The organism is Proteus sp. CD3, assembly GCF_008808075.1.
GTDB lineage: Bacteria > Pseudomonadota > Gammaproteobacteria > Enterobacterales > Enterobacteriaceae > Proteus > Proteus appendicitidis.
In genome coordinates this window covers 3268887-3293590 of record NZ_CP019686.1, presented here as the reverse complement: position 1 = coordinate 3293590, position 24704 = coordinate 3268887, and the positions used below count along the sequence as shown (strand labels likewise).

23 protein-coding genes are annotated in these 24704 nt (G+C 38.2%); 9 read left to right on the top strand and 14 right to left on the bottom strand.

Annotation, left to right across the window (positions count from 1 at the left end; genetic code table 11):
* Window positions 1–25: 25 nt before the first annotated feature.
* The 4 genes from BTA34_RS14660 to BTA34_RS14645 all read left to right on the top strand — a co-directional run bounded on the left by BTA34_RS14660 (window position 26) and on the right by BTA34_RS14645 (window position 3280).
* The gene (locus tag BTA34_RS14660; RefSeq protein WP_265576107.1) at window positions 26–871 is read left to right on the top strand and encodes a type III secretion protein; all 846 of its coding nucleotides are present in this window, start codon (window positions 26–28) and stop codon (window positions 869–871) included.
* Window positions 872–874: 3 nt separating this feature from the next.
* Window positions 875–2092, top strand: a complete 1218-nt coding sequence (locus BTA34_RS14655) for an IpaD/SipD/SspD family type III secretion system needle tip protein (RefSeq protein ID WP_151436201.1) — start codon at window positions 875–877, stop codon at window positions 2090–2092.
* Window positions 2093–2237: 145 nt separating this feature from the next.
* Window positions 2238–3044 (top strand): IpaD/SipD/SspD family type III secretion system needle tip protein, encoded by an 807-nt coding sequence (locus BTA34_RS14650; RefSeq protein WP_151436200.1) that lies wholly within the window; start codon window positions 2238–2240, stop codon window positions 3042–3044.
* Window positions 3032–3280 (top strand): IpaD/SipD/SspD family type III secretion system needle tip protein, encoded by a 249-nt coding sequence (locus tag BTA34_RS14645; RefSeq protein WP_265576106.1) that lies wholly within the window; start codon window positions 3032–3034, stop codon window positions 3278–3280. The genes BTA34_RS14650 and BTA34_RS14645 overlap by 13 nt, the downstream gene beginning before the upstream one ends.
* Before the next feature lie 104 nt (window positions 3281–3384).
* On the opposite strand, the gene BTA34_RS14640 is transcribed toward BTA34_RS14645, so the two are convergent.
* The 6 genes from BTA34_RS14640 to BTA34_RS14615 form a co-directional block, all read right to left on the bottom strand.
* Complete coding sequence (locus tag BTA34_RS14640) at window positions 3385–5331, bottom strand: TonB-dependent receptor plug domain-containing protein (RefSeq protein WP_151436784.1); 1947 nt, start codon at window positions 5329–5331, stop codon at window positions 3385–3387.
* A gap of 159 nt (window positions 5332–5490) precedes the next feature.
* Window positions 5491–6339: a ModD protein gene (modD, locus tag BTA34_RS14635; protein WP_151436198.1), complete on the bottom strand. Its 849-nt coding sequence runs from the start codon at window positions 6337–6339 to the stop codon at window positions 5491–5493.
* The gene (locus BTA34_RS14630; RefSeq protein WP_151436197.1) at window positions 6336–7160 is read right to left on the bottom strand and encodes a class I SAM-dependent methyltransferase; all 825 of its coding nucleotides are present in this window, start codon (window positions 7158–7160) and stop codon (window positions 6336–6338) included. Before BTA34_RS14630 ends, modD begins: the two co-directional genes overlap by 4 nt.
* On the bottom strand, window positions 7147–7941 hold the full coding sequence (locus BTA34_RS14625) for an ABC transporter ATP-binding protein (protein WP_151436196.1): 795 nt from the start codon (window positions 7939–7941) through the stop codon (window positions 7147–7149). The genes BTA34_RS14630 and BTA34_RS14625 overlap by 14 nt, the downstream gene beginning before the upstream one ends.
* Complete coding sequence (locus tag BTA34_RS14620) at window positions 7938–8936, bottom strand: FecCD family ABC transporter permease (protein WP_151436195.1); 999 nt, start codon at window positions 8934–8936, stop codon at window positions 7938–7940. The genes BTA34_RS14625 and BTA34_RS14620 overlap by 4 nt, the downstream gene beginning before the upstream one ends.
* The gene (locus BTA34_RS14615; RefSeq protein ID WP_151436194.1) at window positions 8933–9964 is read right to left on the bottom strand and encodes an iron ABC transporter substrate-binding protein; all 1032 of its coding nucleotides are present in this window, start codon (window positions 9962–9964) and stop codon (window positions 8933–8935) included. Before BTA34_RS14615 ends, BTA34_RS14620 begins: the two co-directional genes overlap by 4 nt.
* Before the next feature lie 231 nt (window positions 9965–10195).
* On the opposite strand from BTA34_RS14615, the gene gntR reads away from it, so the two are divergent.
* From gntR to BTA34_RS14595, 4 genes are all read left to right on the top strand, one after another.
* A complete protein-coding gene (gene gntR, locus BTA34_RS14610; protein ID WP_151436193.1) occupies window positions 10196–11191 on the top strand; it encodes a gluconate operon transcriptional repressor GntR in 996 nt (331 codons plus the stop codon).
* Window positions 11192–11480: 289 nt separating this feature from the next.
* Window positions 11481–12035: a gluconokinase gene (gntK, locus tag BTA34_RS14605; protein ID WP_151436192.1), complete on the top strand. Its 555-nt coding sequence runs from the start codon at window positions 11481–11483 to the stop codon at window positions 12033–12035.
* Entirely contained in the window at window positions 12032–13369 is a 1338-nt protein-coding gene (gene gntU / locus BTA34_RS14600) for a gluconate transporter (protein WP_151436191.1), read from the top strand. Before gntK ends, gntU begins: the two co-directional genes overlap by 4 nt.
* Window positions 13370–13519: 150 nt before the next feature.
* On the top strand, window positions 13520–14458 hold the full coding sequence (locus tag BTA34_RS14595; protein WP_151436190.1) for a methyl-accepting chemotaxis protein: 939 nt from the start codon (window positions 13520–13522) through the stop codon (window positions 14456–14458).
* Window positions 14459–14526: 68 nt separating this feature from the next.
* Here BTA34_RS14595 and BTA34_RS14590 read toward each other — a convergent pair whose 3' ends face one another.
* The 7 genes from BTA34_RS14590 to BTA34_RS14560 all read right to left on the bottom strand — a co-directional run bounded on the left by BTA34_RS14590 (window position 14527) and on the right by BTA34_RS14560 (window position 22857).
* Window positions 14527–15759 (bottom strand): SGNH/GDSL hydrolase family protein, encoded by a 1233-nt coding sequence (locus BTA34_RS14590; RefSeq protein WP_151436189.1) that lies wholly within the window; start codon window positions 15757–15759, stop codon window positions 14527–14529.
* On the bottom strand, window positions 15734–16936 hold the full coding sequence (locus BTA34_RS14585) for a DUF459 domain-containing protein (protein ID WP_151436188.1): 1203 nt from the start codon (window positions 16934–16936) through the stop codon (window positions 15734–15736). The genes BTA34_RS14590 and BTA34_RS14585 overlap by 26 nt, the downstream gene beginning before the upstream one ends.
* The gene (locus BTA34_RS14580; RefSeq protein ID WP_151436187.1) at window positions 16923–18341 is read right to left on the bottom strand and encodes an MBOAT family O-acyltransferase; all 1419 of its coding nucleotides are present in this window, start codon (window positions 18339–18341) and stop codon (window positions 16923–16925) included. The genes BTA34_RS14585 and BTA34_RS14580 overlap by 14 nt, the downstream gene beginning before the upstream one ends.
* A gap of 163 nt (window positions 18342–18504) precedes the next feature.
* Window positions 18505–19299, bottom strand: a complete 795-nt coding sequence (locus tag BTA34_RS14575) for a protein bax (protein WP_151436186.1) — start codon at window positions 19297–19299, stop codon at window positions 18505–18507.
* A 275-nt stretch (window positions 19300–19574) separates the two neighbouring features.
* Window positions 19575–20729, bottom strand: coding sequence for a DUF4056 domain-containing protein (locus BTA34_RS14570; protein WP_151436185.1), 1155 nt, complete (start codon window positions 20727–20729; stop codon window positions 19575–19577).
* Window positions 20729–21871, bottom strand: a complete 1143-nt coding sequence (locus tag BTA34_RS14565; RefSeq protein ID WP_151436184.1) for a BamA/TamA family outer membrane protein — start codon at window positions 21869–21871, stop codon at window positions 20729–20731. The genes BTA34_RS14570 and BTA34_RS14565 overlap by 1 nt, the downstream gene beginning before the upstream one ends.
* Entirely contained in the window at window positions 21871–22857 is a 987-nt protein-coding gene (locus BTA34_RS14560; protein ID WP_151436183.1) for a hypothetical protein, read from the bottom strand. Before BTA34_RS14560 ends, BTA34_RS14565 begins: the two co-directional genes overlap by 1 nt.
* 362 nt (window positions 22858–23219) lie before the next feature.
* Here BTA34_RS14560 and BTA34_RS14555 point away from each other — a divergent pair, with 362 nt between their 5' ends.
* Window positions 23220–23681, top strand: a complete 462-nt coding sequence (locus BTA34_RS14555) for a regulatory protein RecX (protein ID WP_151436182.1) — start codon at window positions 23220–23222, stop codon at window positions 23679–23681.
* Between the two features lie 4 nt (window positions 23682–23685).
* Here BTA34_RS14555 and BTA34_RS14550 read toward each other — a convergent pair whose 3' ends face one another.
* Complete coding sequence (locus BTA34_RS14550; RefSeq protein ID WP_265576105.1) at window positions 23686–24648, bottom strand: LysR family transcriptional regulator; 963 nt, start codon at window positions 24646–24648, stop codon at window positions 23686–23688.
* Window positions 24649–24704 lie beyond the last annotated feature (56 nt).

The following is a 24704-nucleotide window of genomic DNA, read 5'->3' as shown; positions in this document are numbered from 1 at the left end:
AGTTTATCCTTAATAAGGTATTAATATGAAAATAAGTAATAATAATATATCTAATGACTATAATTCTAAATTCAATGAAATTATTGATAACAAGGGGGGTATTAATGATAGTAAACTAAATAAAGAAATTTCAGAGAGTTTAAGTAAAGAGATTGATAATAAATTAAATAGTATTTTAGGAAAAATAAAAAATAAATCGAAACCAATTCTAGCTGAACCAGAAGTAAAAACACCGGATATAAAAAAGATACTAAAATCACTTGAAGTTGATAACGACAATGATATTTATGATCATATAAAAACAGAAAAATTGGGTATGTTTAATTTCATCTCTACGGATATGATGAAATTAATTAACTTAATTGTTAAATATTTAGAGTCTATGATTAAAAAGTTCGAAGCATCTAGAGAAATGGGTGTGATGCTGATGAATATTGAATTAAATATCGCTGATCAAATAAAAGATAATCTTAATAAAAAAGCCAATATCATGATTGGTGCTGCAATTACGAGTGCCGGTATTTCAATGGCAGTTCATGGTATGGGGGCTTTTGTTTCAATTAAAGGGATGGGAAAAGATCTTATTGGTCATTCTAACCCAACAATGATCACCGGTAACTTAGTGACTTCAACTGCGGACCCTTTGGCACGAGTGGCAGACCAAACTTTGCAATCTCAAGGAATTGTACTTGATGGTAAGCAAAAAGTCTTGGAAGCAAGAGGAAGCATTAATAACCATGTTATTAATAATAATAATGAGATGCAACGCGAAGTAACAGAAGTGATAAAAGCATTGTTACAAGCTATTGAAGCTATTATTCATGCGCAGCAGGATGCGGCTTCTGCAATTGGTTCGAATGTAAGAGGATAATTTATGGCTAAAGCTATTGATTCAGGGATGTCTAATATAGCAAGTCATTCGAAAATCTATTCTTCAGATAATAATGTTGTTTCTACATCTAAAAATGAAAAACACGTTTTAGATGATATGAAAGAGTTATTAATAAATATAAGGCGAGAAAAAAAGGATTTTGATCTTGATAACTGGATTAGTTGTAATAATTTAAAGGGAAAAACTGAGAGGGAAATATACATTTCTCTCTCTGCACAATATGATAAAAATATTATTTCTTATAATCAATGCTTAAACACTATAAAAAAACTAGAGCCAATTATAAAAGATGAAATTGCGTATTCTGGTTATTCTACGGATTCATTGAGTGATTTTTTTTATGAAATTAAGCAATCAATAGTTGTGGGTAAAAATGATTATTTAGATGTTCTAAAAGATATTTTTTCCAATTATATGGATTATGTAAGAGACTTAAGAGCAGCAATAACATCCATTATCCAATATACTAAAGCAGGTAAGAAAGATGGATGTATAGCAATTAATTATATTGAATTAAAAAAGGCATTGGAGAATGTTAAAAAAGAGTATCAGGAAAAATTAGGAGAGAAATCATTTTTTCACAATACACTTTTATTTGAATATCAAAATGATGGAAATTACATTAGAAAAATAGGAAAAAACTTAATAAGTTATAAAGATAAAGAGCAAGTTCATCAATCATTAAATGCAATAGAAAAATTATTAACAGATATAAAAGGCATTAAGGTAAGAAAGGAAAATCACGCATCAGAAATAAAAAATGATATTGGATTAAATTTTATTGGCTATATTGATTTTGATGATCTTGATAATTTCCTGAGTAAAATAAATACGGATATCTCTATGGATGGCGTATTATCAGATGCTGAAATAGAGAAAAAAAGAAAACAACTACTTTATGATAATACATCTTTATTTGGTTTAGTTAGGCCTGGTTTTGATATTGAAGAAGAGATGAGAAAAGTAAAAAAAGATAATGAAAATAAAAAAGAAGAAGTAAAATATAAAAATATTTTACAAACTGAATTTGATTTATTTAAAAAATCGCTTGATTCATTAGAAAAGAGAATGAATTCTAATCTTGATGAACTCTCTAAAAAATATAGCTCAGCAAATAGCAATTATGATAATTTTGTTAAAATAGTGAGCAGTACAATGAATACATTATTAGAAATGGCGAAAGGTTTTTTACGATTTTAATTTTTTATAGAGATTAAAAGTAAAGTTTATATTTTTAGAGAAAATAGCCCAATAGTGCTAACGTTTATGTGTTGTTTTAAGTTTTGTTAAAATATTAATATTTCTTGAAACAACTTCTTTTATTTTTATATAAAAGGTTAATGTTATGGCTACTGCTATTAATTTTGATATACCTAAAAGTAATCATAAATCACATATAGAAAATAAGTTCTATAATGTGCAAGCACATAATCAAGGTGAATTTTTAAACAATTCAAGTTTTTTATTAGAAGACATAAAGCGAGAATATCAAGATCTTTATCTTAATGATAGTAAAGATAATAATAAATTTGAACATCTCTCTAGTAAAGAAAAAGGTTTTTACCTTGATGAACAATATGTAAAAAATAATATTAATCAAAAGAAAAGTTTAAATGAAATTAGTTATGCTGCTCGTGCCATAGAAAATGCGCAATCAAATGACAGTTATCCAACAGATTCATTAAGTGATTTATTTGATGAAGTAAAACAATCCATTGTCGCGGGTAAAAATGATTATTTAGATGTTTTAAAAGATATTTTTTCCAAGTATATGGATTTTGTAAAGGAATTAAGAGAAATATTGTCTGAATTAAGTCAGGCAACAAAGGCTGGGGGTAAAGATGGATATATCAATGTAAATGTTGATGCTCTATACGATAGATTAAATTTATTAAAAATAAAATCACAAAGACCTGGTTTTTTTAGCTTGGGTATGACTTTTGTGAAAGAGGATGATGGTCGGTTTTATCGATTGATTAATGGAGAAAAGATATATTATCAAAGTAGTACTGAAGTAGATAGTGCGGTTAATGCAGTAGAAAAATTACTTAGCCAAATTAAAGGTGTGAACTACAAAAAAACTGATAATTCGGGGGGATTAGACCCAACATTGCTTTTTTATTTGAGGCTAGCTTGGATTTGTCAGGAATAGATAAATTACTTGATTATTTCGATAAAATGCCGAGAGGCGGGCATGATATTTTACAAACGGAGTTTGATTTAATAAAGAAAACATTAGATGCAGTTGAAAAAGGCGTTAATACTAACTTGGATGAATTATCAAAAAAATACAGCTCTGCAAATAGTAATTATGATAATTTTGTCAAAATAGTGAGTAGCACCATGAATACTTTATTAGAAATGGCAAAAGGTTTTTTACGATTTTAATTATCTTTAGAGTGTTATTATGGAAAGTAAATTTATTTTAGGGATAAAAAAGAGCTGATATTAAAATAAATATCAGCTCTTAAATTTATTAATAATGATTTAAATTAGAATTTATACTCTACGCCTAACCAGTAATTACGACCGTCTTCCATATAACCTTGAGTGTATTCATAAGATTTATCAAACAGGTTATTAATAGAAGCATTAGCAGAAACACCATAACCAAAGTCATAATCTAAACGAAGATCGGTTTTTGCATAGCCTGCGAGTTTGTCATCTTCATCAATACGGTTATAAGTCCAGCCTTGTGCTTCTTCCATAATGGTAAAGCGGACTTGTTCAACTGGAATAAACGTCATCCACATATAAGCTTTATGTTTTGGTAAGCCTTCAATATGTTCGATTTTTTTCGGGTCACTGTGAATATAGCTATAGTTTACGCCAAGTTCTAACCAATCAGTGACGTTGCCTTTCGTGCCTAAATCAAGACCCACGTAGTCAATGCGTCCACTATTTTGGTTTTGGAAGAACGCGTTGCCATTACGATAAACTGTGTGTGCCATAATTGCATCACTGACTCGGTTGTAGTAAATGCTGGTTTGGTAACCCCATTTATCGGTAATGTGCCCTTCATAGGTTAAGTCGAACGATAATGCACGTTCTGGATCTAAATCAGGATTAATAATCCCTTTTGATCCATCTTTTGGTTTCTCAGTGGTATAACGCTCTTTTTGCGTTGGGAAGCGACTACGATCAGACACCGAGAAGCGGACAGCATCGTCATTGGCTAAAGAATATTTCGCCATCATTTCCCAGTTAAAAGCGGTTTGTTTGTTGTCATCAGCCCCTTTATCAGTATCAACACTGTCACGCCAGTCATAGCTAATGGCACCCACTAAATCGAGATCATTGGTGACAACCCATTGGTATTCTGTGGCTAAAGACCATGTTCTGTCTTTATAACGCATCCAATCACCGCCTTTCTCTTTTTGAGCGCGATGAACATCATCTTTCCAATGTGCAGCAAAAGAGAGTAGGTCACTATCGCGTGTATCAATACCTAATTGCAATGCAGCGCCTGTGCTGTAGTCGTCATAGTGGCTATAGTCAGGAGTATCCCCTTTTTTTGGATACATATAGAGGGTATTTTCAAATTTATCGTGATAAGCACGACTTTGTAGATTAATACCATCGGTGATTTGTGTTACACCGCTATAGTAATAGCTTTCTTTGTTGTAATCTGGCCACGCCCAATATTTAAATTTACCCTTACCTAATGTTGACGGTGGGCTATTTTTTTCACCGTCTTGTTTTACATAAGTCAGGGTATATTCGTCAGAAGCGCGTGGCGTCCAGCCTACTTTAATCATGCCACGCTTATCGTCAGTTGCTGAATTATCACGACGTCCATGTGTACCGGCTGCTTGATTATTTTCGTCAGCCCCGGGAATTGGCGTAAAGCGTTGTTTTAATTGGCTACCACTGATTTGAATAAAACCTAAATCATTGCGAGCGCCTAAACGCGCACTCATGTTATGTGCATAATCAGCACCGCGAGCAAAACCTTGAGAATAAGCAATGCTTCCTTCTAAGGGTTTTTTCGGTGTCGCAGTGGTGATATTGATAGCGCCGCCCATTAAGTTAGGGCCTTGCAGTAATGAGGTATAGCCTTTGTTGACTTCGATGCTTGCCAGATCGTTAGTGGTAAAGCGCGCTAAGTCTAAGTTGCCATCATAAGGAACATACGTTGGAATACCATCAAAGAATACAGGCACTTGACGGCTATCAAAGCCACGCACTTTAATGGTGTATTCATTACGGTTGCCCGATTTTTGCATCACAACACCGGGTAATGTTGCAATAGCTTGTGCCGCATTCACTTTATTTTGTTCAAGCATTTGTTCTTGTGTTAACACATCTGGATTGGCCGCAATCGGGCTACTCCAAACGGTTAATAGATCAGGCGTTGATTGCCCATAAGTAGTGTCAGCAAGCGCAATACTTGGCAGCAGAGCAACAGATAAACAGTAGCATAGAGGTTTTAATTTCATCATTCCAATCTCAATTTGCATTCCGTATATAATTTTTTATATAACGATATGCGTAAAAATAAATGAATAAAATGAGTGCTGACAATATGTTAGCACTCGGTTTGTTTATTATTGATTAAATATGTAAATACTTACTTACAAGTAAAATGCTATTTTTATTTAATCTTTTGGGTAAAGACGAACTTTAATATCCGTCGGTGGTGCATAATAAGGCGCAGACGTTACCATTAAACGGATGCCTGTTTGTGCGTATTTTTCAATCGTATTCAGGTTAATGCCGCCAGCCAACGAAAGATGGCATTGAGGTGCAATTTGAGGCGCTTCATGTTGGAGTTGAGCAATATCTTCAACGGAGAATTTATCTAGCTGTAAAATATCCGGTTGAGCTTTTAGCGCTTCTCTCGCTTGTTCAATATCATCAGCTTCTACCACGATGCACTTTTCAGGTGCAGCTTGGCGTAACTGTTTAACGTGTTGCGCCCAATTATCTGGCTCTGATAAAAATCGGCGATGATTCGCAAAGAGTAAAATAGTTTCAGAACAACCTTGGCGATGGATCACACCACCGCCCGCAAGTACCGCTTGTGTTGCCAGTAACTTGGTATTTGGGATATTTTTACGGGTACACGCAATTTGCCCTTTCGGTTGATAGCGGTGATAGATTTCTAGCATTTTCGCCATATAGTCACTCACACCACAACTCCACTCCAGCACGTTTTGTACCACTTTCCAGCCTTGATGCAGTGCATCAGCACGACCTTCTGCTGTGATTAAACAATCGCCTTTGTCGGCAAAATCACCGTCTTGTCGATGTGCTTTTACCTCTAACCCTAACTTTTCCAATAAACGGCAACCTAGCGTGATCCCACTGACACAACCCGCTTCACGGCGTGTAAATGTCATCGTACCTAATTGATCACTGATATTCAGGGCGCGACTTGTTAAATCACCATACTGAATATCTTCCATCAATAAATTATCAAGAAAGGCATCAGGGTAATAAATCATAGCGTTAACTCACTTTCAGGTACTACATCCCAAGATACCATCGCCCAATCACGGGTAGGCGAAATCAGTGAAACACCATTTTTAATGCTTTCATGATAATAATGGGTTAAGCGAGTGATTTCGTCTTCGCTTAGCGGTCCTACAGAGAAGTTGATGCCTTCAATAAATTGCTCAAGGCTATTGAAATTACTCTGGCAATTACGGCTACGGATATAATCCACTTTAGGGTGAATACCCATTTGATTCAGCATATTCACCGCATAAATGTACGTCGGAAGCGTAGGAACCTCTCGACCCAGTAAGCGAATAATGCGTTGATCAACAAAGGTTGGCGAAACCGTGTGAGTGGTATAAACACGGAGTTTAGCTTGGCGATTAAGTTTTAAGAGTGCGGTTTGTAAATCCATCACGAGTGTTGAACGTGAAGCAACCGCGATATCACAACGAGGAAGTGCATCCCAGCTATCTTCCCATGAGCAAGTGATAAATTCTGCATGATTGATGCCGGCTTGTTCGGCTCGGCGTTTAGCCACTGCGAGCATCCCTGTACTGTAATCAATACCAATAGTTTTTTTGAATTTATCCGCAACATGAATGCTGATAGAGCCAGGACCACAACCTACATCTAATAGGGTTTCTGCACCTGTGAAATCCATCATTTCACGAAATTTTATTAAATAAGGATCGTTAGGATTTGCACAGGTTTCTGCCATTTTCTCAGCACGTTTATCCCAATGTTCTGGCTCTTTTTTGGTTCTTTCAGCCTGTACCATGTGGTTTTTATAAAGTTGAGCAAAATCGGTGGTTTCAATGGTGTTCATATTCTTGCCTATGGTCATTGTTATTATCAGAGTAGGCGTGAAAATGCGCCTGAATATCTGTGGGTTGTACACCATAAAGGTGCGCTAAATTATCGGGTGTTAGCAAAATTTCAGGGCTATTTTGCAAAACAGGCGTATGAGGTGTCAGTAAAATAACATCATCAGCCAATGAAGCGGCATGTTGTGGATGGTGTGTTGACATAAAAACACTGATCCCTAACGCTTTTAATGCCTTAACTTGGGTAAGCAGTTTTATTTGATTACCAAAATCAAGGCTGGCTGCGGGTTCATCCATAATCAGTAATTTGGGCTGTTGCACTAAAGCTCGGGCAATTAAGACCATCTGTTTTTCTCCACCACTTAAGGTATCAAAAGTGCGGTAAGCAAGATGAGAAAGCGAGAGCATTTCTAAGGTTTCCATTGACATTGCTTTATCTTGTGAGCTAGGCATTGAGAAAAAGGATAAATGTGCGCCTCGTCCCATCACAACCATATCGATAACATTGAATGAAAAGGGGATATGTGTGGCTTGAGGAACATACGCCACCACTTTAGCCAGTTCTGTTGGTGACCACTCACTTAGTTTTTTACCCGCAATATTAATCTCACCATCAATGCAAGGTATTAGCCCTAATAGCGTTCGCATCAGTGTGGTTTTTCCACAGCCATTGGCACCTAATAAGCAGATGATTTGCCCTTGTTTGATGTGGAATGAGAGATCTTTAATTAAGATTTTGCCTTTATAGCCAATGGCGAGCTGTTTTGCATTAGCAATGATCATGCGCCTTTCCTTGTTCTAAGTAACAACATTAAGAAGAATGGCGCACCAATGGCAGAGGTTAAAATACCTAATGGAAGTTCAATATTGGCTATTGTCCGCGCTAATGTGTCAGTGATTAGCAGCATAATGGCACCCACAAGTAAGGATACAGGCAGTTGTTGGCTAAAGTTAGCACCCACTAACAATCTTGCAATATGCGGCACTATTAAGCCGAGCCAGCCAATAATACCCGCGATAGAAACCGCACTTGCGGTGATTAATGTGGCTGACAAAATAAAGACAAGTCGAGTGACTTCGACGTTTAAACCTAATGCTCTGGCTTCTTCATCAGATAAACTGAGAATATTCATGCGCCAGCGCAGTAAAATCAGTGGAATAAAGCCAATCAACATTAAAGGGGCGACAGAAATTAAATCAGAAGCCGTAATGGTCGAAAGCCCCCCCAAGAGCCAAAAGGTAATTGAAGGCAATTGTGTATACGGATCAGCGAGAATTTTCATTAATGAGATCGCAGAGCCACATAACGCACTAATCGCAATACCAACCAAGACCAGCGAAAGAACAGGATCGTGTTGTTTAGCAAGCCTTGCAATAAAGTAGACTAAGGCAACCGTTGCCAAACCGCCTGCAAAGGCAAATAGCTGAATAGACAACATTGATTGCCCAAGGAAAATACCTAAAACCGCACCCACGCCTGCACCTGATGAAACGCCAAGAATATCAGGTGATACCAATGGATTACGGAACATGCCTTGATAAGCCGCCCCTGCAATCGCAAGCCCGCCACCAATTAAGATTGCTGCCAAAACACGGGGAAATCTTATTTGCCAAAAGACGGTTTCAGTTCTGCTGTATTCCACATTGCCTATTAATTTATTATTTACCAGTGTCCACAGTTCATTAGCGGTAAGTGAATACTTACCACTAGTGATGGCAATCAATGTAACGATTGAGAATAACGCAAATAAAAGCGTGATGCGTACTGATTGACTCATGAATACCCCAGCAATTGCTGACATTGTTCAGCACTTAATTGCGTATGATAAAAATGAGCAAAGTAATTTTGTAGATCTTGAGCGGCTTGTTTTTCTATTCGAGCGTCAAAATGGCTCTGTAAGCGACGCATCCCCATTAAACGGTTGATACCCGGAGGACCATCTAACCAACCAAATGGTAATCCTTTAAACAGTAAAACTTTGTTGTTTTTAACAGCTTGGATGCTTTTCCATACCGCGTCGTGCATAATTTGCTGATAAGCATTTTCATCTTGTGTGATGATAATTTCAGGGTCCCACATCAACAGTTGTTCTGGTGACACATCCGTTAACCCTGTGAAATCAGGAATATCTACCACATTTTCAAAACCTAATGTTTCAATAGCTTCGGTATGAATAGAGCTTCTAGCACCTGTTTGTAACCCTTTCGCACCCCGAGCAAGGTAAAAACGAGGGCTTGTTTTTTGTGTCGCAGCAAATAAGGCTGCATCACTCAGATATTGCTCTGCAATGCGTGCTAATGTTTCTGCTCTTTCGCTAACACCTAATAAAGCCCCTGTTTGACGTAACTGCGCTGGGCTATCTTTTAATGTGCCATCAATTAACACATAAGGCACACCAGTTTGATCAGAAACACGCTTCGCTAGTGAACGATAGGTTTCATCCACATTACCACTATCAATAATGATATCAGGCTCTAACGTCAGTAACGCTTCTAAAGAGAGTGTACTTCCTCGTCCTGATAAGCGCCCTAAACGAGGTAATTTACGCAGTTCATCTGAAAATAAGGGGCTTTTTTCTAAATTAAGTGATGAAAAACCCAATAATTTTTCAGGTGCTAATGCGAGTAACAATTGATCAGTTGGAGGTCCCGCACTTATCACGCGATGGATCGCTGTTGGTGCGGGAATATGACCAAATTGTGCTGCTATACGTGAGGTTATTGCGGCTCTTACCGAATGTGGAAGTGCTGATAATGTCGCAATGGTTGTGAGGTAAGTTAGAAATTGTCGTCTACAGATCGCCATAAGTTCACACTGTTTATTGTTTTATATTGAGAACGTTGTTTCATTTATTATATAGCGAAGAATACTATATTTCCTTTGGCTTAAGTCAAGGGATCATCAGTCAAAATCAAATCTAGGCTCATATCTGAAAAACTTTATTCGAAATAGTGTATAACCTAGGGCTATAATCAGCGTTCTTGGAAAATTAAAGCGCGTATTAATACGAGTGTTTTTGGATAGTTGCGATATAAAATGAAGAAAAAACGCCCCTCATTACAGGATGTAGCTTCACGAGTTGGTGTTACCAAAATGACGGTTAGCCGATTTTTGCGTAATCCCGAACAAGTCTCTGAAGCTTTACGAGAAAAAATTGCGCGTGAATTAGATAGCCTTAATTATATTCCTAATCGCGCCCCTGATATTTTATCTAATTCAACCAGTCATGCGATTGGGGTATTGCTACCTTCTTTAACTAACCAAGTTTTTGCCGAAGTTATTCGTGGTATTGAATCAGTCACCGATAAATACGGTTATCAAACCATGTTAGCGCACTATGGCTATCGTGCTGAAAAAGAAGAAGAACGTCTGCTTTCATTACTCTCTTATAATATTGATGGGCTTATTCTTGCTGAAAGAACGCACACGCCAAAAACCATGAAAATGCTAGAAACCGCGGGTATTCCTGTGGTGGAGATTATGGACAGCGTTTCGCCTTGTTTTGATTCAGCGGTAGGATTAGATAACGTTGCAGCCTCACAACAGATGGTCAGTGAAATGATCAAGCGTGGCTGTAAACGCGTTATTTACCTTGGCGCAAGACAAGATGAACGAACCTTAATGCGTTTAAATGGCTATGAAAAAGCGATGCAAAATGCGGGCTTGCCTGTTGGTAATGTGATGACGCCAAAAAGTTCTTCTTATTCATTGGGTGCTGAATTATTACATGCGGCACGTAAGCAATATCCTGATTTAGACGGGCTTTATTGCACCAATGACGATATTGCGATTGGTGCTGTTTTTGAGTGCCAGCGTTTAGGCATTTCAGTGCCAGAGGATATTGCGATATCAGGTTTCCACGGGCACGATGTTGGACAAGTTATGACACCTCGCCTTGCCAGTATTTTTACTCCGCGTGATGAAATGGGGCAACAAGCAGCTGATTTATTGCTTAAACGAATGAAAGGTAAAATTGCGCGAGGTCAAGTGATTGATGTCGGTTTTCGTATTATCACTGGTGAAAGCATTTAAACGTTTAACTTATTGATATTACTTTAAATTAATAATTTACTAACCCTATTGTTATATGATGAACAGTAGGGTTTTTTATTGCGCCCTAAAGATGAAAATGGGGCTATTAGTCGGATATTTTGTTGTCAGTTTGTAGATCATCTTACTTTCATTTGAGAGTCGCTTCACATTTTCGCTCCTTAGTTGATCTTGGTTGTTGTATTCACCTTATCACTTCGGATATGTTACCCGTAACAGTTACGGGTAACATTACAAAAAAGACTTAATATCTGCCTTAAAGGAGCATTCTATGAACGATACCCAATCCCTACACCATGTTTTCATCTTAATGGGGGTATCAGGCAGCGGTAAATCTGCGGTCGCAAGTGGTGTAGCACAACGTACAGGTGCTGCTTTTTTGGACGGTGATTTTCTGCATCCTCGCTCAAATATTACTAAAATGGCATCAGGTCACGCTTTAAATGATGAAGATCGTAAACCTTGGCTACAAGCATTAAATGATGCCGCATTTGCAATGCAAAGAACTAATAGTGTTTCGTTAATTGTTTGTTCTGCATTGAAAAAACAGTATCGCGATATGTTAAGAGACGGCAATAAATGCCTGCACTTTTTATATTTAAAAGGTGACTATGAGCTGATTGAAAATCGCTTAAAAGCACGTAAAGGACACTTCTTTAAACCTCAAATGTTAGTGACTCAATTTGAAACCTTAGAAGAGCCAACAAAAGCTGAAAACGATGTGTATGAAATTGATATTTCAGTGCCACTTGATGATGTGATTGAAAGTGTAATTAAGACAATAAATTTAGTCACTCAAAAGACTTTTGAAGAGGAAACGGTATGAGTACATTAACGCTTGTGCTAACCGCGGTTGGCTCGGTTTTATTACTGCTCTTTTTTGTGATGTATGCACGTTTACATGCTTTTATTGCATTAATGATTGTTGCCATTGGCGCGGGTATTTTCTCAGGTATGCCTTTAGAGAAAATCACACAAACCATGCAAAACGGTATGGGCGGTACTTTAGGTTTCCTCTCCATCGTTGTCGCGCTGGGGGCAATGTTTGGTAAGGTGCTACATGAAACAGGGGCATTAGACCAAATCGCGGTGCGATTATTAAAATACTTTGGTGAGAAACGTGCCAACTACGCATTAGGTATTGCGGGTTTAATTTGTGCTTTACCTCTGTTCTTTGATGTTGCCGTTGTCTTATTAATTGGTGTTGTATTTGCTGTTGCTCGTCGTACGGGTGGCAACGTGGTGAAAATGGCAATCCCTCTCTTTGCGGGTGTTGCAGGTGCTGCCGCTTTCTTATTACCAGGGCCAACACCAATGCTATTAGCCGACCAAATGAATGCTGACTTTGGTTGGATGATCTTAATTGGTCTGTGCGCAGCTATTCCGGGAATGTTATTAGCCGGTCCTATTTTCGGTAACTTTATTAGCCGTTATGTCACCTTAGAATTACCAAAAGATTTATCAGAGCCTAGTTTAGGTCAGAATAAAATGCCTTCTTTTGGTTTCAGTCTTGCACTGGTGTTATTACCTTTAGTCTTAGTGGGATTCAAAACCATTGGCGCCCGTTTCGTTGAGAAAGGTTCAGAGCTGTACAATGTTCTTGAATTTGTTGGTCATCCTTTTATCGCTATTCTTGTGGCTTGTTTAGTGGCTATTTATGGCTTAGCAATCCGCCGTGGTATGAGCAAAGAAAAAGTGATGGAGATTTGTTCTGCTGCAATCCAACCAGCGGGGATCATTTTATTGGTTACTGGTGCGGGTGGCGTCTTTAAACAAGTGTTAGTCGATTCGGGTGTTGGCCCTGCATTAGGGAATGCGTTAATTGGCGCAGGTATGCCAATTGCAGTCGCATGTTTTATTCTGGCAGGTGCAGTGCGTGTTATTCAAGGTTCAGCAACGGTGGCTTGTTTAACCGCAGTGGGTTTAGTTTTACCGGTTATTAATGAGTTGGGCTACAGTGGCGCTCAAATGGCGGCATTATCTGTCTGTATCGCGGGTGGCTCTATTATTCTTAGCCACGTTAATGACTCTGGTTTCTGGTTATTCGGTAAATTTACTGGGGCAACAGAAGCGCAAACATTAAAGACATGGTCATTAATGGAAACGATTCTTGGCACAACCGGTGCTATCGTAGGTATGATTTTCTTCGCTTTTTTATAAAATTAAATCTTTATCTTCTTGTAATTAGCGCGTCTTTTGACGCGCTTTTTTTCATTGCTATAAATGGCTATCAAATATGACAGAAAATATCCCGTTTCTCATTAATCTATAGGTTTCTTTATTAAGTGGGCAAACTAGGGCTGTTATTTTATGGTTGACTATAATTCGCTTTTTATTAAACACACGGATTGTAATATCCACACTATCACGCTAATTCGGGATTCAATTTTAGCATCAAGTAATAAGCTACAAGATAAGCTCAGTTTGCTTGATGAAATGGAACATCTCTTTAGCCAAATGTTGGATAATTCGCAATCATTGACTCAATTTCTAAATGAAGTGGATGCGCATTTTACGCATAGCCGAAAAGAGATAGATGATTTTTCAAGTTGGCTGAAAAAAATTAAAGATAGTGCTAGCAATATTGATAGGCTTTCTAGTCAGGCGAATCTTTTATCAATTAATTCAGCAATTGAAGCTGGACACATCGGGCGTGAAGGGGCGGGATTTTCAGTCTTAGCCCAAGAGATGAAAAAGTTATCATTAGAAATCCAGAAACAAGCTTCTTCTATTGCCAGCATTAATAATAATTTAGGCGCTCGTTTTATTCCTGTTAAAGAAACCACAGAAAAAAACCAACAGCAGGTTCAACAAGTTAAAACACTGGTTGAAGAAGGGCATCAAAATTTAACGTCACTGTCAGAACAAGCTAGCGAGCTTAAACATATTTTTACCTTTCTTTCGATGCAACAGTTTTTTAATACGGTCAAACTTGATCATGTTTTATGGAAAGAAGCGATTTATATCCATTTATTAAATAATGATGATGAACACTGTGTTAATCAGCATACAGAGTGCCGTTTAGGCAAATGGTATTATCAAGGCGATGGACGGAAATTTGCTGGTACAGAGGCTTTTCGGCGTTTAGAAGAGCCGCATAAGTTAGTGCATGAATGCGGACGTTTAGCATTAAAGGCCAATATAGAAGATAATCAAGAAGCGGTTGCACACTATATAGAGAAAATGGAACAAGCCAGCGTTGATGTTATCAAATATGTCGATGTTTTATTAAATTTAGATAATTACTAACTTGATGAATAAAACAACAAAAATAAAAAGGAGCGATAAGCTCCTTTTTGTGTGTTGAACCGCGTGAATTAGCTCTTGTTTATTAAGGTATTCAATTGGCTATAAAGTGTATTGGCACTGCTTTCATAACCTTCACGAGAAAGATGAACACCATCAGGTCTTGCTAAATCATACAGCGCCCATGCTTTTATCGAACATTCGCCACCCATATAATCACGCCAATCCCAAAAGAGCGTCTTTTCCTGTTGAGCCACTTCTTTTTGAATTCTGATAATATCACTTAGCCATTGAGGCTGTTGTGAACGGCAATCAGGTGCTTCTTTATTTTTAATAGAGTCCGAAGGTCCAATTAATAAAATGGCGCTATTAGGCGCTTGCTGGCGGATCTGACGAATTTTATCGGTTAGCTGTTGGCGATAGGCGCTCAAATCGAAAGTGTCATTAAACGCTTCATTGGTGCCATACGCTAAAATCACCATATCAGGATTTAATTGACCAAGTGTTTCAGTCCATTGCATACCCCATTTATCCATCATATTTATGGTGGCACCATTAATGCCTAATGAGGAAAGCATTACGCCAGGCTGTTGATTGGTTATCAACCAACCGCCTAATTTAACGGGCTGATTTTTGCTGATGGTAATACTAACAGGGAATGTCATGGCTGTTGGGTTTGAAAACTGCCATTTACCTTGCGTTTGCGATAATGAAAGGACTTTGTTTGTCGATGACTGTACATTCACTTGAGCCGCTGTTGGGGCTTTATAGAGCGCTCGTAATTGATAACGTTGTTGAGTGACTGGATTTTCAGATAACTGTAATTTTGCCCATTTCGCTTGAGGTTCACTAATAAAACCCCCTAAAGGAAAATCAGGATCGCTATCTTTTCTGCTCGAAAGCAGTGTCCATGCTTTTTTGTCACTTTGGTATTGTACGTTTGCAATACGCTGACCTGCGATACTCGTCGGAGGAATAAAACCGATACCACCATTACCATAGTCAGCCTGAAAACGTTCACGCAACTTACCACTGAAAAAATCAGCCGCAGTATGGGAATCCCCTAACTGAACAATGTGTACAGTTTGACGGCCTTGCTGTAATTTCTTAACAAAGCCTGCAAAATGCGGATCGTGATAGTTGTAAAGTTGTCTTGAACCATCAGCAGGTAATACTGAGGGGGTTGGTAACTTCACTGTTTTTTCAGTTTCTTGGTTACAAGCGACTAAGAGTGAAACCAAGGCCAGTATGATTGAACTACTGACTAAGGTTTTACGCTCAAGGATGTGCGTTAGTTGTTTCATTTACAATAACCGTGTTTTTATCTTTTACATCATCAACTGCATTATCTTCTTTTGTTTCTTCTTGAAGATGAATACGTGAGAATACGTGTTGAGCAATAATTTGCTGACCTTTTAAGCTAAAATGAATGCCATCACCGGCTCTTAACTTAACACGACTGCTACCATCCCCCATATAATCAGAATAAATATCTTTTTCATATTTAAACATATCATTGACGGAAAGGTAAATTTCGCCCATTTTTTCAGCTTCTTCACGGTAAAGTTTATCAAGATATGCCATACCTTCAGATAACTTCTGCTTACGCATATTAGGTGGTCCAACCCAAATAACCGTGACATTATTCTGTCTGGCATTTTCTATAATGCTGGCAATTCGCGCTCGGTAGGCTGATTCCCATGCTTCACTTGCAAATTTTAAGTAACGCCCTCCACCATCAGGTGGCATATCCCAAGGATCGTTAGGACCTAAAAAGACCACTAATAATTTAATGGAATCGTCACTGGCTAATCGCGTTGCAATCGTTTGAGGCCAATTGAAAAAGCGAGGATAGGCAAGCCCTGTACTTTGCTTACTTAAATCAATACTGCTGATGTTGTAATCCGTTTGCAGTTGACGCTTAAGTAAAGGAGCAACGCCTTGCATCATTGAGTCGCCAGCAAATAAGACTTTATCTTGAGGTGACAAGATAATTTCTGTTTTCTGAACGATAGGCTTTAAGGCTTCCAAAGCAGCATCAGACACATCCGTAACCGAATGGTAAGGTAATCCTCCCATTGCTTGTTTACGCTCTAATAATTGCGGAAAACGTTGCGTTAATTGGGACGCTGGCCGTGTATAACCATTAAAGAAATGCAATCCCACCGCAAAGCCTTCAGGAAGTTGCTCCAACGTAGAGCTTTTTTCTATTGGCTTTGCCTGATTATCAGGATGATTAACTTGTAGATAATCACCATAGCTTTCTATCGCAACAAATACGCCATCACGCAGTTGTCCTCCCACTTGCCAAGCATAATAGTGAGAAAGCCCAGACCAAGGCGCAGGGCGATGATATTGCTGTTGCCAAAAGCGCTCTAGTGATGTTTGGTTTAGCCAAATCAGCAAGAGGGTGCTAAATAGCACCATTAAAGCGACTTTTGCTGTCTTTTTTAAGTTTGAGCAGAAATCAAAAGCTGGCATAAATAAATCCTGGCACCCCATCTGGAGACAACATAAAAATAATTGTGAGGATCAACGCAAGTGGCAGAGGATAAACATACCACGGCACTCTTTTCTCAAGACGAGCTACAATATCCTTTAAGGTGACAAAGCAAGGGTAAAGTAAGAAAAGTCCCCAGAACATAAAGAGGGTTAAGCCTTCTGCTTGTAATGATGCCCAAGCACCCGCACTAAAGAGTTGCTGTATTAGGATCAAAGCATCTCCCACGGTTTGACTGCGGAAAAAGATCCACGCAAAGCAAACAAAGTGGAACGTGATGATCCATGACAACAACATATTTAACGAAGATAACGCAGTAGGTGGCGCATTTTTCTTCACCGGGAACAGTCGGTGTTTAATATTTAATAACACCACACCAATACCGTGAATGGCACCCCAAATAATAAAGGTCATTGCTGCGCCATGCCACAATCCTGAAATCACCATCGCAGCAAAAGCATTGAAGTTTTGTCTAATGACCCCTTTACGATTACCCCCTAAAGGAATATAGACGTAATCGCGAATAAAGGTAGATAAACTAATATGCCAGCGACGCCAGAAATCAGCCAAGTTTATCGCTAAATACGGGGCATTAAAGTTACGAGGTACGGCAAAGCCAAGTAATAAGGCAATGCCTGTAACAAGATTGGTGTAACCCGAGAAGTTGAAATAGATATGCCATGCATAGGCATAGACAGCCGTTAGCACTTGTCCACTTTGCGCTAAATCGGGGGCATTAAATACCGGATCGACATAGTTTGTTGAGAACCAACCACTTAACCAAAAGAGTTTTGCGATAGCTAAAACAATTAGCATTATCGCCCCTTTATAATCAATGATTTTACGTGCCGGTGCCTGAATTTGCGGGAGAAATTCTTTCGCGCGATTAATTGGTCCTGCAACTATGCTTGGAAAAAAGCATAAATAAAGAACGACATCTAAAAAAGGCGCTTTGGGGATCTCTTTTCGACAAACGGAAACCACATAACTGACCGAGTGGAAAATATAGAAAGATAGCCCTAATGGTGCCAGCAATTCAATCAGAGGAAGCTCAATACTGAGTCCCCATTGTTGGAAGGCTTGAGTGAGGCTTTCTTGGAAAAAAGAATAGTATTTAAAGGCAGTAAAATAGACAGCAACCAATAATCCCAATAGCCAATAGATGACTTTAGAAGATGTGTACTTAGTTAATATATTTGCCAGTAAATAAATAAAGAGCGTATAGCTTAATAAGATAATCGCAGGACGATAATCCGCATAAAAGAGAAAAGCATAACTAACTGTAATTAGTAGGATATTTTGGATCTTGACCTGCTTTTGGAAGAGCCAGTATAGAATAAAAAAGCTAACAAAGGCTCCGAGAAACTCGAATGAAAAAAAATTCATAAATGGCTCTAAGGGTGTGATTTAAAAGTCATACCAAACGTGTTACCCCCTATATTATGAATTCTAAGCCGGCTTTCAATCAAAAGATTATCTTGTGATAAATAAAAGCCACTTTTCTCTAGAAAGAAAAGTGGCTTTTTACACTATGAAAGCCTGTTAAGGCCTAACTTTCTTGTTTCGACTGCAACTGAACTTGGGTGATCAGTTTTTTATTTGAGTCGAACATTTCGGTCAGATAATCGTTATAACTTGAACCCAATTCTGAGTAACCTTTCAAGTCAGTGATTAACTGGCGAGAGTCGAGTTGCTGTTGCGTCATTCTTTGCTGTGCTCTTGAGGAGCGCAATGAATTATAGGCGCGGTGCGTATTGAGATTACGCATATAAGCAATCACAGAGCCTTCAATATCAGGGTAGGCTGCATAGCCTTTGGTTTTCCCTGGTACATTATTGCAAGACTGACTCCCACATCGCATACCGAATAAGTTATTGTTTTGCTGTGCCAACTTCGATGTGCCCCAACCTGATTCTGTAGCGGCTTGCGTTGCGACAAAGTGTGTCGGAATAATGTCAACGCGAGTCAATAACGAATCCCAATTTACTTTTTTGGGGCTGGTACATGTAACGCCATAGTATTGACAGATCTCACGCAGTTTTTTTAACTCTGCGCTGCCCCAGTGCTGGGCTTTACGTTGAGCGAGTAACCACTCACGATCTCTCAAAATCTTATTATTAACGTTGTCAATAATAGGAACTACGACATTTAAAAACGCTTTCTTACGCTGTGTTCCCGATGGATATTTTTTCAAATCTGGCAACGGTGTGGACGTGCTTTTGAAAGAATATGCCTGCAGAATCTGGGAACTGCCGGTACTGGTTGAAGCAAAGCTTACACCAGTAAAGAGTAGTGAAATCAAGAAAGCGAAGACGGCACTTGTCCTCATCAATTGAGAGGGCATTGCTTCTCCTCGTTTAACTGGATAAAAATCGAACGAATACTAGCAAATTACTTTTTTCATAGCTACAAAATATCGCCTCACATTAGGATAACTACGAGTGATTTGTTAAATAAATGTATAAGGTTTACTGGAAAGCCTCGTTTTATAATCTCTTTTTCCCTTTAACAAAAAGTGCTTTTTTTATATAAACTTAAATTTATCTTATATAAATAGGCGTGACTTAACCCAAATTTAGCAAAAATAAGGGTTTCTAATGTGTCAATTTTGTTTATTATTTAGTCAAATTTTGTTGTTTTTGGTCTGGTTTTATCATCAATTTCGCGTGCTTTTTCTGTTAAATCAGTAAAATCCGCTTCACGCCAATAGCTTTTGGGGCGAGGTAAATCTTCCATATGATTTGTTGGCCAAAGCTGAAATTCTGCTAATTGTTCTAAAATATAACCGGAATAAGCACTAGGTAATGTGAGGTAATGAGGCGATGCTATTTCCTCAAAAGGTAAGACCGGATAGCGTTTATCAGAAATATGATAATCACGCATTAAAACTAAAAATTTATCAGGTACACGTTGCTGACTATCCCACCATTGCCCATCAATCACATCAAACCATTGTTGAGTTAATTGATGAGGCTGAGCCTCTAATTGATAAAGTGCAGAAGGGATAATGCCCTGCATCGATTGATTATATTGCTCAAGGCTGGTGGCGTAACCATTAAGGATCAAGGTGAGTGAAAGACGAGCGCCAATCAAGTTAGAGTAGAGATCTTCAGGTGAAAATGCGGATATCCCTTCTGAAAACCCAGGTACCGAACGAAAACCATACCACTGTGCAATCTCATGCCATATTGCAAGACGATAACCTAATCGAGCAGCAAGATAGGCACTTAAGGTATAACGCTGTGCTTCATTTTGAGGTGGCGTAAAAGCATTAAAATGTATTTTACGTTGTGCGAGTTCATCACTCAGAGTCAGTGTCCACTCTTGCCCTAAATTAGGATAAATATGACTAAAGAGATAATAAGTATAATCTGCGGTGTCACGAATATGGGCAATATCAAGAAACCCACCTTTATGAGAGTAAATTAAACCCGATCTTTCGCTGCCAATCCCTAATACTGCTGCAGTGCCGAGCCAAAAGCTGTCGTTATAACGATGACTACCAAGTTTTGAGGCTTCAACAATATTATCAATACGATAAAAAGGAACGGGTATTTCAAATGCTTTAACTTTTAAGTCATAGCCAAAAGCACAGCAAGGTCTTAAGCCATTAGGTGCGGTAAGCGGCGGTGGTGTTTGCCAAGCTTGGGCTGCTTCTTCATTAGTGACGCTTTCCATATTGGCGTGAATGGAATTAACAGGTGTGACTTGAGTACAACCTGTAATAAATAAGAAGAAGGTCATGGTGTTGATAAAAAGAAAACGCTTGAACATCAAAATGCTTCACCTACTTGAAAATAGAATCCTGTACTTTCTTTACCTATACCAAAATCGAGACGTACATTCATGCGTGGCTTAAATTCAAATCGATAACCCACACCGACACTGGGTAGCCAATGACCTTGACCTAAATCACGGGCTTGATCACTTAACGTACCGCCGCCAATCCAAAGTGCAATGCCGTGACGCCAATCAAGTTTTTGGCGGTACTCTAATTGCGTTGAAAAGACGTGATTATCTTGATATCGCCCTTCGTAATAACCGCGCATCTGGTGCCCATTACTTAACTTAGAAAGTTGGCTCCAAGGCACATCGCCTGATGTGAAGCGGGCATAATTATCGAAAGCTAAAACCGCACTGTCACTTAAAGGATAATAGTAGTTATATTGCATTTGTGTTGCATTAAAGCGGTTATTACTGCCTGTATCCGGAGAATAGTGAGTATAACTAATATCAAATGCCTGCCCTTGACTCGCATTAGGCAAAAAATCACGGCTGTCGTAAGTAAAGCGGACACTTAACCCAGAGCTTGTGGTGCGTAAGGGTAAATCGCGTTTATCCATATACGCTTTAAAGGGGGCGTCTGGGGCTGCGGCTTGTAAATTTGAATAGTCCCAGCCTAATCCGATATAGGTGTTTTGGGCGATTTGACGCAATAAAGTCGGTGTTAAATGTAATTCTTGAGAGCGGTATTCACCAAAATGATCTTTTACACGACCTTCATGATAACCCTCTCCCCAATAATTGGTTGGCACATTGTTTAACGAGCCTGTGAGATAAAAGCGCCAAGTATCATCCGCGAGATAAGTGTAGTTGCTAAAGGTCATCCCAAAAGCGCCCGTTGATGAACCAAAGCCACTTAAAGAGAGTGAAGAAATTTTGCTATCAGGGCGACTATCGGCTTGATAAAGCCCGACAAGGGCAATGCCCACACCAAGCTCTAATTCTGGCGTATAAAAGGGGCCAGGCAATATTCCCCAGTCGATCGTTTTGTTGCGGTCGAAGCTATTTTCTCCCCCTAAGCCAACTAACCATTGGTCTATTTGTTGTCTATCTGGAAAATGTTGTGCTTGTGCTGTGTGTGAAATAAAGAGGCTGGCAAATGCCAGCCCCAAAATAAAAGGGTATTTAACCATTAAAAACGGAACTCACCAGAAACAAAGAAGCTATTACGGTTGTTGAAACCAAGTTCTGTGATCACATTAAAATTACGTGTGACTTCTAAACGCGCACCCACTGTTTGGCTCCATTTATGGGCAAGATGCTGTTCAACATCGAATTTCATGCCAGGATCATCTAATGCTTGGATTAAGCCTGCAAATGCTGGTGGAAGGTTTAACTTATTAATATCCCCTTTAAAACGTTGGGTAATATCTTGGTACATTGCACCTGTCCACACTTGTAATTTAGTATTACCTTGACCAGAAATGAGAGGAGAAAAAACAAATTCATAACCCACACGCGGTGAAATCACTAATGCTTTAATATCACCATCTAAAATATCAAGGTTGGTTTTGGTGTAGTTTAAATCGAAAGTAGCGAAATATTGGTTATATCCTCCCGCCAAAGTAAAACCACCACCATAAGTATCACCTTTAAAATCAAGGTCAAAAGGCATGCCTTCTATAAACGGTAAAGGAATACCACTAAAACTACCGCTATTCAGGGTTGTTTTTGATGTACCTTTAGTTCGACCATATAGCCCATAGACATTCATAAAAGGGAATACCCAGCTATCGAGTTTTAGCATATGGGTTTCACTTTTTTCACGCGTATGACCTGCATCTATTTTTAACGCGTCTGCTGTTTCTGGATTTTTAGGCATGATAAAACCAATTTTATCTACGATGATATCTTGGCGTAGATTCATATAGCTATAGCTGGCACCAAAAGGCTCTGGTAAATCATAACCACGGGCGCGGGCTTCATTGCCCCAAATAGGTAAAACGCGAGATTGGCTTGCTGGGGTGCGAGTATCTAACGAACCTTCGCTATTTAAGGCAGTACCGCCGGATTGGCTCACACTTAAAGAGAGCAGAGGGCGATCGCTATCAGCATAAGAAAAGCCAGTAGCAAGAAGAGAGGCAGTTAACACCACCTTATTTAAATTGGAAAAGTTCATACATAACCCACAGAAAATGTTTAAAAAGAAAGTAGTAAGTAAAAGAGTAGCCAGAAATTTTAATCTTTTTCTTATTAATGGTCACCAGCTATAAGTGCGATATACAGTAAGAGATGCTTATATTTAGCGTTATCATAGGATTATTAAGGGTTTATTAAGGAAAAAACGCGATATTTTCTAAGTTAATCTTAATAAAAGTAGAAGATCTTTTTATAAAGAAGAATGATAACGTTTCTTCTTATTATTCTAATTCTGTAATTTTTCTTTTTATTGACTAAATAAACATCGAAATAAGATATTCGTGTGATAAACGGTTATGATAATGGTCGCTTCAGACGGATTATTGTTAATAAAGGAACGTTATGACCTATCAAGAGCTTTATCAGTACGCTATTTTTATGCTCTCTCGCCGTGATTACGGCACCGTAGAGCTTCAACGTCGCCTAGCGCGAAGAATAAGAGAAAGTGATCGAGAAGCACAAACCGTCACTGATGAAACATGCTTACCTCAAGTGATGGAACATTTATTAGAAAATCATTATCTTGATGATAATCGTACTGTTTATGCTTTCTTTCGCAGTTATTTAAACAAATCTTATGGTCCTTTGCGTATTCGTCAAGAATTACGCGTAAAAGGTTTCCCTGGTGAAATTATTGAACGCCTCTTCGAAGAAGATGAAACTGACTGGTATACCCTTTGCCAAGAGGTTCATGAAAAAAAATTTGGTGGTGGTAAACCCAAAGATTTTAAAGAGAAAGCGAAACACATTCGTTATCTACAATACCGAGGGTTTACCTCTGACACGATTAATGCGCTGTTTTAAGTCATTAACGTAGTGTCATTGCGATATCGGCTAATTTCTTATTATTCTCTTTTTTAAAATAGACTTTTTGATGTAAGAAAATATCAAAAGGAAAAGGAGAACGAATAAACTGCACTTCATCGTTTGTAATGGTTGAAATATAATGAATATTTTCAGGCATAAAGCAGTAACCCGCCCCCTCATCAACGCAGTGCAAAACATCCGCCATTTCTGTTAAACCTAAAGTATGATATTGATAACCTTGATTTTTTAGCTTACTAAAAATCGTTGAAAATATTGGGTTTTGTAAAGTACTGTTTCTTTGTATCAAGGTTTCTTTAGCAAAAAATGTTTTGGTATTGGGATATTGTTCAAAGAGCTTTTTATTTACTAATAAGCCGACTTTTTGTGTGCATAAATTGATTGCATTGATATTTTTTTGTGGATAGTCAAACTCAAGAGAAGAAATCACAAGATCAAACTCTTTATCAAAAAGTTCCTCTTTAATATCATCGATATAACCGTCTTCTAAAGACAGGCTGTATTGATTATTTTTTTGTCGGATCTCTAACAATTTTGTTTTTAAATCAGGGTAATAAAGACCATCCAATTTAATGGAGAGTGAGATTTTATCCTCATTTGAGGTCAGTATCTGATTTTCAATTTTTCTAATTTTTTCATAATAGGGATATAAACGTTCATAAAGTGTTTTTCCCGCAGGGGTAAGATCCATGCCGCTTTTGGAGCGTTTAATTAGAGACTTACCAATTTGGTTTTCGAGTTCATTAATACCGTGGCGCAGTGCAGATGGGGTAACATTGATTTGTTCCGCTGCTTTTACTAGGCTTTGACAAGTCGCAACGGCAAAGAACTGATTTATTTTTCGTGAGAAAAACATGCAGATGTTCTCCATATTTATTTGTATATATATTTTAAATGAATAATCCTCTTGAATGAAATTTTTATATTGATATTTATCAATAATCATTTTAGCGCGACTAAAAATAAAAAAAAGCACAACGAATAATTTAAAAAATAACATTA

Bases quoted from the DNA above. Each gene is read 5' to 3' on its own strand.
- BTA34_RS14660 (WP_265576107.1), top strand. From the start codon at position 26: ATGAAAATAAGTAATAATAATATATCTAATGACTATAATTCTAAATTC.
- BTA34_RS14655 (WP_151436201.1), top strand. From the start codon at position 875: ATGGCTAAAGCTATTGATTCAGGGATGTCTAATATAGCAAGTCATTCG.
- BTA34_RS14650 (WP_151436200.1), top strand. From the start codon at position 2,238: ATGGCTACTGCTATTAATTTTGATATACCTAAAAGTAATCATAAATCA.
- BTA34_RS14640 (WP_151436784.1), bottom strand. From the start codon at position 5,331: ATGAAATTAAAACCTCTATGCTACTGTTTATCTGTTGCTCTGCTGCCA.
- modD (WP_151436198.1), bottom strand. From the start codon at position 6,339: ATGATTTATTACCCTGATGCCTTTCTTGATAATTTATTGATGGAAGAT.
- BTA34_RS14630 (WP_151436197.1), bottom strand. From the start codon at position 7,160: ATGAACACCATTGAAACCACCGATTTTGCTCAACTTTATAAAAACCAC.
- BTA34_RS14625 (WP_151436196.1), bottom strand. From the start codon at position 7,941: ATGATCATTGCTAATGCAAAACAGCTCGCCATTGGCTATAAAGGCAAA.
- BTA34_RS14620 (WP_151436195.1), bottom strand. From the start codon at position 8,936: ATGAGTCAATCAGTACGCATCACGCTTTTATTTGCGTTATTCTCAATC.
- BTA34_RS14615 (WP_151436194.1), bottom strand. From the start codon at position 9,964: ATGGCGATCTGTAGACGACAATTTCTAACTTACCTCACAACCATTGCG.
- gntR (WP_151436193.1), top strand. From the start codon at position 10,196: ATGAAGAAAAAACGCCCCTCATTACAGGATGTAGCTTCACGAGTTGGT.
- gntK (WP_151436192.1), top strand. From the start codon at position 11,481: ATGAACGATACCCAATCCCTACACCATGTTTTCATCTTAATGGGGGTA.
- gntU (WP_151436191.1), top strand. From the start codon at position 12,032: ATGAGTACATTAACGCTTGTGCTAACCGCGGTTGGCTCGGTTTTATTA.
- BTA34_RS14595 (WP_151436190.1), top strand. From the start codon at position 13,520: ATGGTTGACTATAATTCGCTTTTTATTAAACACACGGATTGTAATATC.
- BTA34_RS14590 (WP_151436189.1), bottom strand. From the start codon at position 15,759: ATGAAACAACTAACGCACATCCTTGAGCGTAAAACCTTAGTCAGTAGT.
- BTA34_RS14585 (WP_151436188.1), bottom strand. From the start codon at position 16,936: ATGCCAGCTTTTGATTTCTGCTCAAACTTAAAAAAGACAGCAAAAGTC.
- BTA34_RS14580 (WP_151436187.1), bottom strand. From the start codon at position 18,341: ATGAATTTTTTTTCATTCGAGTTTCTCGGAGCCTTTGTTAGCTTTTTT.
- BTA34_RS14575 (WP_151436186.1), bottom strand. From the start codon at position 19,299: ATGCCCTCTCAATTGATGAGGACAAGTGCCGTCTTCGCTTTCTTGATT.
- BTA34_RS14570 (WP_151436185.1), bottom strand. From the start codon at position 20,729: ATGTTCAAGCGTTTTCTTTTTATCAACACCATGACCTTCTTCTTATTT.
- BTA34_RS14565 (WP_151436184.1), bottom strand. From the start codon at position 21,871: ATGGTTAAATACCCTTTTATTTTGGGGCTGGCATTTGCCAGCCTCTTT.
- BTA34_RS14560 (WP_151436183.1), bottom strand. From the start codon at position 22,857: ATGAACTTTTCCAATTTAAATAAGGTGGTGTTAACTGCCTCTCTTCTT.
- BTA34_RS14555 (WP_151436182.1), top strand. From the start codon at position 23,220: ATGACCTATCAAGAGCTTTATCAGTACGCTATTTTTATGCTCTCTCGC.
- BTA34_RS14550 (WP_265576105.1), bottom strand. From the start codon at position 24,648: ATGATTATTGATAAATATCAATATAAAAATTTCATTCAAGAGGATTAT.